Source organism: Spirosoma flavus, from assembly GCF_054778555.1.
In genome coordinates, this window is record NZ_BAAGZL010000003.1 from 921142 (window position 1) to 937262 (window position 16121).

Sequence of the window (16121 nt, forward strand, 5' to 3'; positions counted from 1 at the left end):
TGCTTATTAATTCTCAAAGGCCAAGCTCCAGCCTGGCCCAGACAAGGTCACTAGCTTTTCAGAGCAGCGTAGTGTTTATAGAAGTAGGGAATCGTTTCGATGCCTTTATAGAAATTGAATAAGCCGTAACTTTCGTTAGGCGAGTGCAACGCATCGCTATCCAGGCCAAAGCCCATCAGAATCGATTTGATACCTAGTACTTCTTCAAATAAAGCCGTAATTGGGATACTCCCCCCGCCCCTTGTCGGAATCGGTTTCTTTCCCCAGGCTTCCTCAAAGGCTTTACTGGCCGCTTCAAATTCGACGGAGTCAACGGGCGTTACGTAGGGCATACCGCCATGATGGGGCGTTACCTGTACTTTCACACCCGCCGGGGCAATCGCCGTAAAGTGTTTGGTAAACAGATCCGTAATTTCGTCGGGAGTCTGGTTGGGTACCAGCCGCATACTGATTTTAGCCGATGCTTTGGAAGGCAGCACTGTTTTGGCGCCTTCACCGGTATAACCGCCCCAGATGCCGTTCACATCCAGCGTTGGACGTATCGAAGTACGTTCGTTGGTCGAATAACCAACTTCGCCCATTACGTCGTTGATGCCCAGATCACGCTTGTATTCATCCAGATCAAAAGGGGCTTTTGCGAGTTCGCTACGTTCCTCATCGCTCAGATCAACAACTTTATCGTAGAAACCAGGGATGGTGATACGTCCGTTTTCGTCGTGCAGCGATGCAATCATTTCGGCCAATACGTTGATCGGATTAGCTACACCACCACCATACACACCCGAGTGCAAATCACGATTTGGCCCCGTAACCTGAACCTCTACGTAGGAAAGTCCCCGGAGACCCGTTTCGAGTGACGGCGTTTCGTTGGAAATGATACTGGTATCTGAAATCAGAATGACGTCAGCTTTGAGCATTTCGCTTTGCTCGCGAACAAAGGTACCCAGATTGTCGGAGCCGACTTCTTCTTCACCTTCAATCATCACTTTTACGTTGCAGGGCAGGCCGTCTGTAGCCACCATTGCCTCAATGGCCTTGATGTGCATGTAGAACTGGCCTTTATCGTCGCAGGCGCCACGAGCGTAAATACGTTCGTTACGTATCGTCGGTTCGAAAGGGGGCGTATGCCAGAGTTCATACGGATCGGCGGGCTGAACGTCGTAGTGACCGTACACTAATACGGTTGGCTTGGCAGGGTCTACAATTTTTTCGGCGTACACAATTGGATGGCCCGCCGTTTCAAACAACTGAGCTTTATCCAGTCCGGCCGCCGTTAATTTATCCCTGACAAATTCGGCCGTTCGGCGTACGTCATCTTTGAAGCGTGAATCTGCCGAAACAGACGGAATCCGCAACAGTTCGAGCAGTTCATCCAAAAACCGCTGTTTGTTGGTTTCGAGAAAAGCAGTCATATGTGATGTATGATGTAGGGCGTAGGGTGTACTAGTTTCTTTCAGAAAACTCCTACACCATTCAGAGTACACCCAAAAATTTGCCCCGAAGTTACGTACTTTTCACGCAACGCCGGGGCATTTATGTTTATGGAAAACCAGGTTTCTTAGCCTATGACTTTTTTCGGAAGCGAATCAGGACGGTGCGGTTTTCCTGCCCACGTAGCAACCGGCTGATATTTTTTTGGTGTGTTACCACCACCAGCACGAAAATAACGAACCCTAGTACAATCAGCAATGGATTTTCTTTCTGTCCGAAAATCTGGAGCAGCAGCAGCACCGGAAATGCCAGTGCAGCCAGAATAGAGCCCAGCGATACGTACTGGGACGCAATAACCACCAGCAGAAAAATACCGATGCAGACAGCGGCCATTTCGGGATGAGTTGCCAGCATCATTCCCAGCAACGTAGCAACGCCTTTGCCACCCTTAAAATCAGCGAAGATTGGATATAAATGACCGATTACGGCTACTAACCCAAAGACAATCTTAAACGTCAGGATTTCTTTCTCAGTAATAACGTCGCCATACCATAGCAGCGTCGATAGGCTGGATGCGGTGTAGCCTTTCAATACGTCGACCAGCATTACAATTGTACCAGCCCGTTTTCCTAACACTCGAAACGTGTTTGTAGCCCCCGCGTTTCCGCTACCAAATTGGCGGATATCGAGCCCAAAAAAGCCTTGTCCATACCAAACTGCCGTGGGAATTGAGCCCAACAAATACGCTACTACCGTTCCGATGATGATAAGAAAGATATTCATTAACTTTTTCGAACTACGTATTAGATACTGGAGACTGAGAACAAAAAAAGACCGTTTACTCAAAGAATGTAACCCCAAAATTAAGGGATTGTTACTAAACGACCAACCCTTTACGCTGTTACTTCCCTTGCTTTTGTACTAAAATGCCTCCGATTTTCCTCATTTGCCGCCAACCACCACTTCGCGTAATTGCTCAATTTCCAGATACTGGTTTGCCGTATTCATAATTTCTTCGGGTGTAACCGCTCGGATTCGCTGAATATAAGCCGTTAGAAAATCGGTTGGCATGCCATCGAGCAGAATAACTTTATAGCGGTCAGCAATCTCGAACGGGGTGTTGAGCGAACCTACAAATTCGCCCGCCATATAGTTCTTAACTACTTCCAGCTCGTCGGCAGGAACGGGGCTGGTTTGCAATATGCGAATTTCCTTATGGATTTCGTCTAACGTTTGCTGTGTGTTTTCTTTGTTAACGTCGGTACCGATGAGAAAATAACCTTCATGCCGAAACGAAGGCATATTCGACGAAATTCCGTACGTAAAACCTTTTTCTTCCCGAATATTCTTCATAAGTCGAGAGCCAAAATAACCGCCTAATATTTCATTGGTTACCAGCATCTTAAAAAAGTCGGGATGAGCCCGCGTAAACAAACGACGCCCTAACCGAATCGACGATTGAATACTTTCCGCTTTTTCAGATAGCACCGGCAGTTCATCATCCGGCAATGATAAACCAGTAACAGGAGGCAATTCTTCACTACGTATCGGAAGTTGCCCAAGCTCTCGGTTGATCAGTAATACTTCATTTTCCGTGGCCGCACCCGCTACGATAATCCGAAAGGATCGTTGTTGAATCGCCTGTTCGTAAAAACGAACGATAGCTTCGCGCGGGAGTTGCGCTACTACATCGGGGCGCTGGCTACGTCCGTATGGGTGATTAAGACCAAATAATTTCTCCCGAAACAGAACACTCGCTAAATAGGCGTTTTTTTCGTAATTGATACGTAGGTTCTGTAGCGTAATGTTACGAAGGTCGTCTAGTTCTTTCTGGGGAAAAACAGGCTCAGTAATAAGCTCACGCAACAAAGTCAATACGTTCGGCAGAAATTTGGTCAGGCAATAGACGACAATACTCGCCCGGTCGGGACCGCTGTTTAATTCCAGAAAAGCGCCGTAACGATCGAAATATTCGCTGATTTGAGCCGAAGATCGTGTTTTGGTTCCATCGGCCAGCATTTTCATAGCGAAGAAAGCGGTACCGGGCTGATCGGGCGTAATACTCTGTTCGTACCATGTTCCAGCGTCAAACACACATTCAATCCGTAAAACGGGCTGCTGCTCAACCGAAATTAAGTACAATGGCAAGCCATTATCTAACGAATGTCTTTGAATATCAGGGAGTCGTACGTCCTGTATAGCCTGAAAAGAGGGCGCTTGGGTTCTGTCTAGTATCATAAAAAAACAAAAGAGCGAAAGAATGAATGAGTGAACGAGCGAAAGCAGACCGTTTAAGCGGTGCTTTCGCTCGTTCACTCATTCATTCTTTCGCTCTTTAATTAGAATCGTCGGTTGCGGAATCGTCTTCGCCAACGGCGTCACCAGCATTGAAATTCAGCAATAACGAAAGTCGGAACGTATCAGACAGTGGGTTTCCTGTCTTAACTGGGATCAGGTAAGAGAAATCAACACCGAACCGCTGCTGCAATCGCAGACCTATACCGGTTGTTACGTATTTGCGGCCTCCCTTGTCGTCTGATTCATTAAAATAGCCAACGCGGGCGGCAAACTGATCGTTGTACCAATATTCAATACCGGTCGATAGTGTAACTTCTTTCAATTCTTCGCTAAAGCCTCCTGGCGCATCGGCGAAGGATCCGAATACTGAACTAAAGAAATTCTTACCAGCGTTCCGATCTACAGTAACGTTATTAACCACCTGAATATCAGGCGTTGGGACCATCAATTTATTAGCATCTACAACAATATTAAATTTGTTATATTGATCGGCAAACAAGGTTAATCTTGTACCGATACGTAGATTTGCTGGTATAAAGTAACGTTCTGTGCCGCCGTAATTTATTCTACCACCGAGGTTAGAAATCATCCCGCCAAATGCCCAGCCGACACCCTTGCCTGTTGCATTATCGCGCGCTTCGTTCTGGTAGTAAACGCTGATGTCAGCGGCTGCGGTACCACCCGGTTTCAAGCCCCCGTATGTACCCCCAGCGGCCAGGTTTGAGTTTAAATATTTCAGGTCGACCGCCAGCGAAAAGTTCTGCGATAAACGTTGCCCAAACGAAGCGGTGATGGCGTATTCGCGAGAGTTGAACGTACCAGCCGCTACGCCGGTATTCGTCGTAAAATCAACCGTTCCCAGATCGAAGTACATCAGCGAGCCCCCAACGACCGAGTTCTTACCCAATTTTGAGTAGCCACTCAAATACGTGTAGTACATATCGCCGATAAGATTCCGAAGCCAGGGCGTATACGAAATAGAAGCGCCTTTGCTCTGCTTGGCAAAAATCAGCTTGGATGGGTTCCAGAAAATAGAATTTGCGTCGGCATCACCCAGCGCAACCCCTGCATCGCCTAACGCACCAGAACGCGCATCAGGAGTGAAATTTAGAAAAGGCACCGCCGACGTGGGTACATTCCGTCGACCATTAAGGTCTACTTTGCCTTGGGCCGATGCGAAAAGAGGGAGAAACGTACTGATACCGAGAAGAACACGGGAAATATTGTGCTTCATACAAAGAATGTTGGTCAACGACGACAACGGGTTGATGTGCGTGTGGCAATCGTCAGGGCTCAAAATTACGACGAATGTTGGATTAGAAAAAAGGGTTTAAAAGTAATTAAATGAATAATGTCCAATGCCTGATGAATAGTTATCTAATTGACAATCAGCCAATAATCACTCATTTTTCATTATACATTTGTTTATTACCCGGCAAATCATTTCAACAGAATTAATCGACTGGCCCCCTTGGTACTTGTGCCATCGGCTGCCGAATGAATTTGTAATCGAACAATATACAGGCCATTGGGCATCGATTGTCCGTTAGCTGCCCGGCCATCCCACGTACCGAGTTCTACCGAAGCGTCACAGTCAGTACACTGGCCAGTTTGCTGAGTTATTAACAACCCATTCAGATTGTAAACACCCCACGTCCAGTCGAGCGGTTCACCGGATCGGTCCAGTTCAGCCGTCAGGGTTGCCTGCGTCGCTACCGGATTCGGACTGGCTCGGAACGCACGTAACGTTAGGCCTGGTCGCTCCGAAACTACTATGGTCAACGACCCCTCTCCCGAATTATTGTTAATGTCCCAGGCTTTGGCGCGAATCGTATACGTACCAGGTTCAAGATTTCGAAACATATATAAGACTTCACCCTCTCGCCCACCGACTCCAGTTGCTACGTAAAGATCGTTCACAACAATCGGTGTTTGATTGTTTAACTGCACCGTTAGTTCATGCCCTATTCCAGATCTAGCAATATTAATGCCTCGATTATCGGTCAGGCCAATACGTATTGCTACGTCCGGCCCAGTTACACGTATTACGTCTCCGTCGACCATACCACCGACGGCCGAAAGTTTGACAACAGGAGGTTGATTATCAACCGTATCGACAAAAACGCTGCCGCCAACGCGCAGGCTATCGTAGTTGCCTAAGGCTTCCAGCGTACTATCAGTTCGAATAGCATACGTGTAAATTTTACCGGGACCAACTGTATAATTGATATCTTTCGGCATAGTAAAACGAACCACAAATCGGCCTTGCTGCACCGGTACCTGCCCTGTAAATAACGGACTGTTGTAAACCTGATACGTCATTGTGGAGCTACCAGCCTCAGATCCTAACGTAGCACGGGTAATCGGTTTGTCGTATAGCGTTAACCGCAACATACCAGAAAAATCGGCCAGCCGGGCGCCCTGCTGTCGAATTTCGCCAGCTAATTCAACCGTTTGAAGTGCTTTTAGTGTATCGATTCGCGTAGCGCCTGCCAGCGGTTTGCCGTTTATCTGCGTAAGCTGTACCTGCGCCTGAGGGTAAGCCAGCCGCATGGACGGATCGCCCAGCAGCGCAAAGTTTCGGTTAAGCGATCCGGCCAAACTATTGTTTTTGGTAAGCCGGATTACATCACCCAGACGCGGCATCTGCCCATTAATTGGCTTGAATAGAAATCGATAAAAGGCTTCGTTCAGGAGTAAATTGGTGTTGGCGTAAACAGGTCGAGTCGTTGTAAGTAAACCGATTGGGCCTCCTGTACGGCTCAATAATGCCAACTCAGCCCCCGAATTAACATTTGGGTCGTCATAGCGGCCAAACTGACACGTAGCAGTTACCATGAGTGGAAGCCGACGATTTTTCCAGGAAAGAATATCCTGAAGAGTAACAATCTGCTCATCGGCCAGCGCCAACACGCCCCCATGACCGCTGTAATTAATCACCAGCCGCCCGTCGACCATTGCCTGATTAATTAGTTGGTTCACCGTCGGCGCTTTTTGTCCGTTAGCTGTATTTTCCTGTGGATACGCATCCAGAAAAACGCGCTCCGGACGATAAGCTGGAGACTGCGTTTCAACAATGGTTGCCAGCGAATTGGCATCCTGCTGGTGAATGTTCCCATCACCATCATCGGCCACCATCATTACTTTGGTTTGCCAATCGCCAGTAACTGATTTATCAGAACTGTATCGAATTAATTTATCGACAACCGTCTGCGCTTCAGACACCGATTTCACCGGCAACCGACCGACACCTATCGCCATTTGGTAATCGCCCGCTACCGATTCGGGCCACTCACCCTCATCGACGCCCATAAATCCGTAATAATCATCGGATGAATAACTCAGAACCGGATGCTGTGATTCGCGACTTTCGTAAACAGGAACCATGTTTGCCTGCTGCGTAGGGCTTGTCATTCCCATAATGTTCCGATAATCATACGTAGCGTCACCGAACAGGAGCAGATAACGTAGCGTATTAGGTTGTCTGAAGTAAAAATAACGTACCATATCCCGAATGGCCGTTACGTCGGGGCGCCCCGAACCAAACTCGTTATAAACCTGCGACGTAGTAACTACCAGTACCGACAACTGGTCATGTTCGCGCCGGAACGTAGCGAGCCGTTCTGCCTGTTCACGCCAGGCGGCTGGTGTCACAATAATGAGGTTGGCAGTTGGCTGGCTATGCAAATCCTGATTAGCTATCGTAACCAGCGACGCTGGCGTAAGCAATTGATTGTCAGTAAACAGTAAATAATCAGCCAGGCGAGTCGAGGACCAGGCGGCTTCCTGCGCTCCGGAAAGTGAATACGTCTGCGCAGTAGGAATAAACGGATTCGTTACGTCCCAGATACGTAGTGCGTTTGTTGCCTGCCGCACAGCACAGGAACCAGCCCCCAACCGGCGTACCCAAGTTTGGGAATCGTATTGACGAAGATCACGGCGGGCCTGAACACCCACAAAATTTAAATAACCCTGCGCCGAAATTTGACCACGCTTCTGAAACGTAACGCTGATACGTAGCGGATTGGTCGCTGTCGGTTTAGCTAGCAACGTATCGATGCTCCGTATAATACCCTGAAAGTCATATTCATAGCCCGAAATAGACGGAATATTTACGGAACCGACTGCTACGTCATTAAGCCCAAATCTGTAGCCCGTTGACGACGTAGCACCCGCCATCACCGATGAAACCACTCGAATTGGCGCATTTGCAACCAAACCTGACACGTCGAACGTAACGGTTTTAGTCGTATCGATAGTCAGGTATTCGCCCAACCACTCGCGACCTGAACGTACCGAAGATGTTTTCGTAATATCCAGTTCGTGAAATTGATAGTCATCAAAAACCGTATTCGTAGCCGTATCCGATACGGTTCCGGCTGGCCGCTCCTGAATGCGCAGCCCCGACGTACTACCAATTGTTAAAAAATAAAATGTAGTATCTGAGTACGTGTTGATTTGATGCGAAAATCGCCGGGCCGCCGAATCGTAACGTATCACGTGCGGACTTTGTCCGAAAAACAGAATCGCGTCATCGGCGTCGAAGCGGCCATCAGCTTCACCTGAAACCTGAATCGCATTTTCGGCCAAATCATTTATACGAGGAATTGCGTTTGATTGGGGTAATATGGCCCCACCATTTCCAAAGAGCCTCAGTTTGCGAGGGTCGGCGGTGGCAAAAGCCGGATTGATACGTGTCAACTGGCTTTGAGTGAGCCGATAAACGCCGGAAGTTACAACACCAATTTTTATCCAGCTCCCCTCCCGAAGCACCGACTGAGCGGAGGTCTTGGGATGAATACTGAGTAATGTAACATGAATAATGAGAAGCAATAAATAGTTGGTCCAACTACGTCGGAGAAGCCCATTGCTCACTATCCATATAAAATTATTCATCAAATTCTACTTCTACCAAGGCGTGTGCCAGAATTGTATAGGATTTTCCCGACGACGTTTCTTTACAAACGACGCGGGTCCGTCGTAGCGTACCGCGTCTGAAAGTCTTTTTTGCAAATTGAAAATCTTTTCCTTCCGGTAAATCTTTCAACATCATCCGGCGAACCGAACCGGTTTCGGTTGCTGGTACGTCTGCCTGCCTTAATGCGACTACCAATGCGGGATGTGCGTAGGTAGTTGCGGCCGGATTGGCCATATATTGAGTCAACGGGAGTAAAATATCAACAGGAAATACGCTTTCGGAAAGTATCGGTTGCATCAGTTGCTGAAAGGTTGCTTTCCATCGCTTGCCATGTGGTGGTTCAACCCGTTTCCGACCAATACGCCACTGGCTTTTATAGTGTTGATGCACGGCTGCATGCGCCACCTCATGCACATACGTAATAAGAAACGCATACGGATTCAGATTAGCGTTTACAGTAATTTGGGTTTGCCCCTGCGGCATAACTCTAAAATCGCCTAATCGAGTCCGGCGTGGTCTTACCACACGAAATATAAACGCATAATGTTGCCAAAGCTGTCGGCAGTAACCAGCAGCCGTGGACGGAAGATATTGAATAAATGGATCAGTCAATTTTTACTACAAAATGTATGATACGTAGTACTAAAACGCAAAAAGCCCTATAAAAATAGGGCTTTTTGCGAAATTATAAAGTCGTAAACTATTACTTGGCACTGTCGGCAGCCGCAGCTGTATCAGCAGACATCGTCGAAGCGGAATCCGTGGCCATCGTAGTGGTGTCGGTCGACATCGTAGAAGTTGCAGTCGAATCAGTAGTGGTTTCTTCAGTTTTTGTTTTGCTCTGGCAGGCAGCGAAGGTCAGCATGCTACCAACAAATAGTAAAGCGAATACCTTTTTCATTCTTGAATTGCTATTTTAGGTTTAACGCAGCAAATATAATTTCTAAATAATAAATACAATAAATAGCAGCGGTAAATAGCCCAAAAGAGAATTTCTACTTTAGAATATCCAATTTCAGATTTAATTTATCTAAGATTTTTTAAAGTTGTTTTTCTTCCTGTTTTGATGAGCGGGCCCGTAGTTTGTCATAGAAGCCTGTGCTACGGAACGTAAGAAGTTTATGACCGAAATAATTAGCCATAAAGCTAGCGCCCATACCCACTACGTGTGAGCCGGTTTCGCGCCAGATTTTTAAATTGGGAGAGGGCAACAAAGGCGTGGCAACCCATTCAAGCGTGTATTTTGATACGTAGACCTGCACAACCAGAGCTACTAACGCAATACCCAGAAATTTAATGGCTTCGCGAGCCGTATTTCCGGTCTTACCAGCTGAAAAAGCGTATTTTTTAGTAGGGATAAATGTGAGTACAGTTGCTGTTAGATAACCGCACAGTACGCTGGTCGCATAATCCAGCTCGAAATAGTGTCGATAGAAAATACGGCTAACAAAATTGATGGAAGCACCCAACAAAGCTGTTAGAAAATACGTGAAAAATTCTCTAAATTCTCTATGCTTAGGCCGTTGAATACTGCTCACATTCACTGAATTACAAACTGATTACAAGTTGTTAGCCGGATTGAATCTATATAATTTGCCAAAAGTACGAAATAGACGCCAAAGGCTTGTACTCTATCCTGTCAAATCATATAAAATACGCTAACCGTTTACTAGAAAATTCCCTGCAGAACCCCCGGAGCAATACCTAATCCTAATGTTAGTATCGTGGCAGCCAACAGAACGTATCGGTAAAAAGGGGCAACCTGAATCGGCTCAGTAGCTCCATCACGAAAGTACATGGCAATGATAACTCGAAAATAGTAATAAATACCCACCGCCGACATCAGCACAGCCACCACCAATAGCCAGATTTGCCCTCGTTCAACAGCGGTAGAAAACATATAGAATTTACCCCAGAAACCGGCTGTTAGCGGAATTCCAGCCAACGACAGCATTGAAACCGTCATGGCAAAACCTAACAACGGGTTCTGGCGAGCCAACCCATTGAAAGAATCAAAATTTTCGGTAACGGTCCCTTCGCCAGTGATGGTTTGAGTGCTACGTTGTTTTGCAACCAGCAGTAGCACACCAAAAGCCGAAATCGTAGCGATAGAATAAGCCAATGAATAAAATACAATAGCTTGTTTTGTTTGCGAACCTAACGCAGCCAGCCCGATCAGGAGATACCCCGCATGAGAGATGCTGGAATAAGCCATCATACGTTTAAAGCTATTCTGGTACACGGCTGTTACGTTACCGGCAACCAAAGTAAGGGCCGTGATAATGGCCAGAATCGTCCACCAAAATGCATAAACGCCGGTAAACGAAGCCGACAAAAGGTGAAACAGGGCCGCAAATCCAGCCGTTTTAACCACCGTCGACATAAACGCGGTGAAAATAGTTGGTGCGCCGTCGTAAACATCGGGTGTCCAGAAATGGAAGGGAGCTGCCGATACTTTAAAGAGCAAGCCGATCAGCAACATTAACAAGCCAACGTAGAGCAGGAGCGAAAGACCAACTTGTGGGTTAGCCGCATACGTGCCAATGCCCGCGAGGGTGAATGAGCCGGTGGCACCGTAAAGCAAAGCCATCCCGAACAGCATAATTCCTGTAGCAAATGCCCCCATCAGGAAATACTTTAAAGCCGCTTCATTAGAACGTAAGTTTCGTTTATCGCTTCCGGTCAGTACATACATTGCCACTGACAGAATTTCTACTCCAACAAAAAGCATAATCAGGTTCTCGAAGCTCACCATCATAATGGCTCCGACCAGCGAGAACAGAATAATACCATAATATTCAGCTGGCTGCGCTTCTTCATTCTCCGTAAAACTACTGGACAAAGCGACTACCATAAATGCCGACCCCAGTACAATGGCGGTAAAAACCATCGACAGATTATTGGTTTTCAACATGCCGTTGAAGTACATGTAATTTTTATTCCAGTCGATAAAGTTGACGACCAGCGTAAGCAGCAGGCACAACAACGTAGCGGGCAACAGAATTGCTTTTGATTTCAGAAAGCCCAGAAACAGCAGGCCAACACCAAAAACCGATAACAGAACAATAGGAAGCATGTTTTAAGTCGTTAGTCGATAGTCATTAACCGACAGTTCTCAATTACGCTAGTCTTATGACTAACGGCTGAAGACTGTCGACTTACTTCATAGATACAGCCGTAGTACCAATATATTTCATAAGGCTGGCAACGGCGGGTTCGGTTACGTGCAAAAATGATTTTGGGTAAATCCCAATCCAGAAAACCATGAAAACCAGTGGAATCAGCACCCAGCTTTCAGACGTAGTAAGGTCGGCAAAAGACTCCGTTCGTGACGTAGTGGCACCAAACATACTTTTCTGAAACATACGTAGCATATACACCGCGCCGAAAATGATAGTGCAGCCAGCTGCCAGACCCAGATAATGATTATAGGTGTAAACGCCATGCAGTAATAAAAACTCGCCAATGAAACCATTCGTAAGCGGCAGAGCCACGCTACCTAACAGCATAATCAGGAAATAAACAGTCAATTTTGGTGTCGATTGGGTAATTCCACCAAGTTGGTCGAGCTGGCGCGTGTTAGCCCGCGAAAAAATTACGTCGGCGATAAAAAACAGCCCTACTACGTTGATACCATGTGCCAGCATCTGTACCAGCGCACCCTGCATACCCGTTTCCGTTTGTGAGAAAACACCTGCTGCCATCAGCCCTACGTGCGAAAATGACGAATAAGCAATGAGCCGCTTCATATCGCGCTGGCGAATGGCGATAATGGCTCCGTAAAGAATCCCAATGACCGACAGAATGATGGCCGTTTTTCCCCAGGTTTCCACTCCTAGCGGCACTATGGGCAGAATAAAACGGATCAAACCATACACCCCCATTTTCAGCATGATACCAGCTAATAGCATAGTAGCTGGCGTTGGTGATTCGACATACGTATCAGGTTGCCAGGTATGGAAGGGAAACACAGGCATCTTGATGGCAAACGCGATAAAGAAGGCCCAGAAAATCCAGTTCTGCGCTTCGGGAGTTAGTTTAAGTTTATAAAAATCAGCAATGGCAGCCGAGTGAGCGGCATTAGCTGTAGCGGGAGTTTGGTAATACAGATAAACCAAGGCTACCAGCATGAACAAACTCCCAAAAATCGTATAGACAAAGAATTTGAACGTAACGGGTATTCGATTTTCGCCACCCCACATAGCCGCCAGGAAGTAAATAGGAATCAGGGCCGCTTCAAAAAAGAGATAAAACAGAAAGCCGTCGCGGGCGGTGAACACACCCATCAAAGCCGCCTGCATGTAGAGCATCAGGGCGTAGAACGTAGCAGGACGTGAATAATTCCGATCGAATGTAGAAAGTACAATGAACGGCACCAACAACCCCGTTAGCAGCACCAGCAACACGCTGATTCCGTCGATACCACCACTGAAGCGGATGCCCAACTGCCCAATCCAGGGGTAATCGAAAGCAAACTGCGACGTAGCATCGGGGATAAATTTGGCAAATGCATAGCCAGCTCCCGCCAACTCAACCAGAGCTGCGCCCAGGGCTATCTGCTTTGTTCGTTCGCCCCCTACCATTAAAATCAACGTAGCGGCAACAACAGGAAATAAAATCAGAAATAGTGTAAGCATATCAATGATTTACGAATTACGTTCCGGTACTCCGGTTCGTTCGATGGACGTTACGTTGCCAATCGACGGAAATTTTTTAGAATCTAACGAAGAATCGCAGGGCGAAAATGAGTACAATACTGACCACCATTGCCAGTACGTAAAACCCAATGGAGCCGTTCTGGAGCAACCGCAGTTGCGCCGAACTTTGACGTACCAGCCAGGCCACGCCATTTACGATTCCATCGATCAAACCTTCGCCGAAACTATACAGCGCATCGCCCAGACCACGTATTGGCCGAACAATGATGTTTTCGTACAGTTCATCGACGTAGTATTTGTTGTAGATAACCTGTTCAGGCAGAGAACGCTCAGCGGCATCAGGCGCGGGTACTGCCTGCCGACTTACATACATGACGTAGGCAATAATCATCGACACCAGCGCAACGCCTGCCGAAACCGCCATCAATACGTATTCGGTGCTGTGCGACAAATGTGATTCACCAAAGGCTTCGGGATTCACCTGACGCGAGCCCTCAAACAAGGGTGCCATAAAGTGACTCAACCAGCCGCCACCCGGCAAATTTAAACCACCACCCAAAGCAGACAGAACGGCAAGTACCATCAGGGGTAACGTCATTGAAAGGGGTGATTCATGCAAATGGTGTTTCTGCTCCTCTGTACCCCGGAAATCTCCGAAGAAAGTCAGGAATAACAGACGGAACATATAAAAGGACGTCAATCCTGAACCGAGTACGCCAAGTGCCCAGAGTAGTTTATTGTGTTCGAACACGTGCGCCAGAATTTCATCTTTCGAGAAGAAACCAGCGAACGGCGGCAAACCCGAAATGGCAATCGTACCAATCAGGAACGTAACGAACGTAATAGGTAAGGCTTTCCGCAAACCGCCCATTTTTCGAATATCCTGCTCGTCAGACATGGCGTGAATCACGCTACCAGCGCCAAGGAACAACAGCGCTTTGAAGAAAGCGTGGGTCATTACGTGGAACATACCCGCTGTATAGGCCGTAGCGCTCAAACCAAGGAACATATAACCCAGTTGTGATACGGTTGAGTAAGCCAGCACTTTCTTAATATCGTTCTGAAGCAGGCCGATCGAAGCAGCCAACAGAGCAGTGGCAATGGCTACACCGCCAATAATCTCAAGCGTCAGTGGCGAAAGTGTGTATAGTACGTTGGAACGTACCACCATGTAAATACCGGCCGTTACCATCGTTGCTGCGTGAATCAGGGCAGAAACCGGCGTAGGACCGGCCATGGCATCGGGAAGCCAGGTATAGAGCGGAATCTGAGCGGATTTACCCATTGCGCCCACAAACAGCAGTAACGTAATGGCTAGTACAGTTTTATCGCCGACCGCTAAACTCGTCGCCTGTTTAAATACGTCCAGATATTCAACCGTACCGAACGTATTAATCAGCATGAATATACCCAGCAGAAAGCCTAAATCGCCGATGCGATTCATGACGAAAGCCTTGCGAGCAGCATTATTGTAGCTGGTATTCTTATTCCAGAAACCAATAAGCAAGTACGAACACAGGCCAACACCCTCCCAGCCAATAAACATGATGACGTAGTTGGAACCCATCACCAGCAGCAGCATGAAGAAAATGAACAGGTTCAGGAATGCCATAAACTTTCCAAAACCTTCGTCGTGGCTCATATAGCCGATACTATACAGGTGAATCAGCGAACCAACGCCTGTAACAACCAGCAACATAAGCAATGATAGCTGATCAATCTGGAACGAAAAATTAATGTGTAAATCGCCAACGCTGATCCAGTCGAAGAGGTTGGCAATAATAGGTTGGCTATTTCCAGACTGGAAGGTGCCAAACAAAGAGATCGATAGTAGGAAGGAAACGATAACAGCCCCAGTTGCCACGATGCCCGCTAAACCTGTTGGTAGTCGCCGGAAGCCCAGGCCATTGATAAGAAAGCCAATGAGGGGTAAAAGAGGAATTAGAGCGCAGAGTAATTCTAGTTTCATTAAAGTCGATAGTCAACAGTCAGTAGTCAATAGTCACGGTCCGCTGTTGCGGGTAGTCGATAGTTATATTACAGTAGTCACGAACGACTGTTGACCATCGACCAGTAACCTATTTTACCATTTCAGTTTGTTGAGCAATCCCACATCGATGGAGCGGGTGTTGCGGTAAATCATAACAATTATAGCCAACCCAACCGATACTTCGGCAGCGGCAACGGCCATTATAAAAAAAACGAATACCTGCCCGGCCGAATCAGAACGATACGAGGAAAAAGCGATAAGTAATAAGTTCACCGCATTCAGCATCAACTCGATTGACATGAAGATAATGATCGCATTGCGCCGGGTCAGTACGCCAATAATGCCGATAACGAACAGTGCGGTACTGAGAATCAGATAATACGTGAGCGGTATTTGCTGAATGACTTCCGGAATGAGGACGTCCTGCGTGGGTTGCATGGCTTGCCAGTTAATAAAAAGTAGCGCAAAGGTAAAGATTATTCGGGATTGGAGGAAAGGTGATTTTTAGCATCGTATTTACAGCCTATCATCCTTGTTCTAATACGTTCGCTTAAGTCCTGAATCCTATCGGGGTAAAAAACTAGAAAAAACCATCGTTATCAACACTTTTTGTTCATAATCTTCACTTTATCATTTGCAAAACGATTTCCGAAACACTCACGACATACGCACTCATTAACCATTTATTAATTCATCAGAGCCACTTTATCAGTTACTAACTTCTTTTTCGTACCGTTTACGAAGAGGTTTAACAGACGGCCTTTCCAAGCAACTACTTTTAGAGCAACGTATTGACTGTACTCAGGCTAGATACTATAAAAAAACG

Annotated in this window: 12 protein-coding genes; all 12 read right to left on the bottom strand. The window is 46.9% G+C overall.

The window, feature by feature from the left end; genetic code table 11:
• Positions 1–50: 50 nt before the first annotated feature.
• On the bottom strand, positions 51–1412 hold the full coding sequence (locus ACYVF1_RS20215) for a dipeptidase (protein WP_461082183.1): 1362 nt from the start codon (positions 1410–1412) through the stop codon (positions 51–53).
• Positions 1413–1563: 151 nt separating this feature from the next.
• Complete coding sequence (plsY, locus tag ACYVF1_RS20220) at positions 1564–2214, bottom strand: glycerol-3-phosphate 1-O-acyltransferase PlsY (RefSeq protein ID WP_461082185.1); 651 nt, start codon at positions 2212–2214, stop codon at positions 1564–1566.
• 159 nt (positions 2215–2373) lie between these two features.
• Positions 2374–3669, bottom strand: coding sequence for a M16 family metallopeptidase (locus ACYVF1_RS20225; RefSeq protein ID WP_461082187.1), 1296 nt, complete (start codon positions 3667–3669; stop codon positions 2374–2376).
• Positions 3670–3766: 97 nt separating this feature from the next.
• The gene (porV, locus tag ACYVF1_RS20230; protein WP_461082189.1) at positions 3767–4963 is read right to left on the bottom strand and encodes a type IX secretion system outer membrane channel protein PorV; all 1197 of its coding nucleotides are present in this window, start codon (positions 4961–4963) and stop codon (positions 3767–3769) included.
• Between the two features lie 206 nt (positions 4964–5169).
• Positions 5170–8625: a type IX secretion system sortase PorU gene (porU, locus tag ACYVF1_RS20235; RefSeq protein ID WP_461082190.1), complete on the bottom strand. Its 3456-nt coding sequence runs from the start codon at positions 8623–8625 to the stop codon at positions 5170–5172.
• Positions 8618–9259, bottom strand: coding sequence for a sprT domain-containing protein (locus ACYVF1_RS20240; RefSeq protein ID WP_461082192.1), 642 nt, complete (start codon positions 9257–9259; stop codon positions 8618–8620). The genes porU and ACYVF1_RS20240 overlap by 8 nt, the downstream gene beginning before the upstream one ends.
• Before the next feature lie 91 nt (positions 9260–9350).
• Positions 9351–9548 carry a hypothetical protein gene (locus tag ACYVF1_RS20245; protein ID WP_461082194.1) on the bottom strand — a complete coding sequence of 66 codons (198 nt, stop codon included), beginning with the start codon at positions 9546–9548 and terminating at the stop codon, positions 9351–9353.
• Between the two features lie 139 nt (positions 9549–9687).
• Positions 9688–10191, bottom strand: coding sequence for a GtrA family protein (locus tag ACYVF1_RS20250; protein WP_461082196.1), 504 nt, complete (start codon positions 10189–10191; stop codon positions 9688–9690).
• Between the two features lie 125 nt (positions 10192–10316).
• Positions 10317–11723, bottom strand: a complete 1407-nt coding sequence (locus ACYVF1_RS20255; RefSeq protein ID WP_461082198.1) for an NADH-quinone oxidoreductase subunit N — start codon at positions 11721–11723, stop codon at positions 10317–10319.
• A gap of 82 nt (positions 11724–11805) precedes the next feature.
• A complete protein-coding gene (locus ACYVF1_RS20260; RefSeq protein ID WP_461082200.1) occupies positions 11806–13284 on the bottom strand; it encodes a complex I subunit 4 family protein in 1479 nt (492 codons plus the stop codon).
• A 76-nt stretch (positions 13285–13360) separates the two neighbouring features.
• Positions 13361–15274, bottom strand: coding sequence for an NADH-quinone oxidoreductase subunit L (gene nuoL, locus ACYVF1_RS20265; RefSeq protein WP_461082202.1), 1914 nt, complete (start codon positions 15272–15274; stop codon positions 13361–13363).
• 114 nt (positions 15275–15388) lie between these two features.
• A complete protein-coding gene (gene nuoK, locus ACYVF1_RS20270; protein ID WP_020597411.1) occupies positions 15389–15733 on the bottom strand; it encodes an NADH-quinone oxidoreductase subunit NuoK in 345 nt (114 codons plus the stop codon).
• Positions 15734–16121 lie beyond the last annotated feature (388 nt).

Coding starts and splice junctions, on each gene's coding strand:
- ACYVF1_RS20215 (WP_461082183.1), bottom strand. CDS start 1,412: ATGACTGCTTTTCTCGAAACCAACAAACAGCGGTTTTTGGATGAACTG.
- plsY (WP_461082185.1), bottom strand. CDS start 2,214: ATGAATATCTTTCTTATCATCATCGGAACGGTAGTAGCGTATTTGTTG.
- ACYVF1_RS20225 (WP_461082187.1), bottom strand. CDS start 3,669: ATGATACTAGACAGAACCCAAGCGCCCTCTTTTCAGGCTATACAGGAC.
- porV (WP_461082189.1), bottom strand. CDS start 4,963: ATGAAGCACAATATTTCCCGTGTTCTTCTCGGTATCAGTACGTTTCTC.
- porU (WP_461082190.1), bottom strand. CDS start 8,625: ATGAATAATTTTATATGGATAGTGAGCAATGGGCTTCTCCGACGTAGT.
- ACYVF1_RS20245 (WP_461082194.1), bottom strand. CDS start 9,548: ATGAAAAAGGTATTCGCTTTACTATTTGTTGGTAGCATGCTGACCTTC.
- ACYVF1_RS20255 (WP_461082198.1), bottom strand. CDS start 11,723: ATGCTTCCTATTGTTCTGTTATCGGTTTTTGGTGTTGGCCTGCTGTTT.
- ACYVF1_RS20260 (WP_461082200.1), bottom strand. CDS start 13,284: ATGCTTACACTATTTCTGATTTTATTTCCTGTTGTTGCCGCTACGTTG.
- nuoL (WP_461082202.1), bottom strand. CDS start 15,274: ATGAAACTAGAATTACTCTGCGCTCTAATTCCTCTTTTACCCCTCATT.
- nuoK (WP_020597411.1), bottom strand. CDS start 15,733: ATGCAACCCACGCAGGACGTCCTCATTCCGGAAGTCATTCAGCAAATA.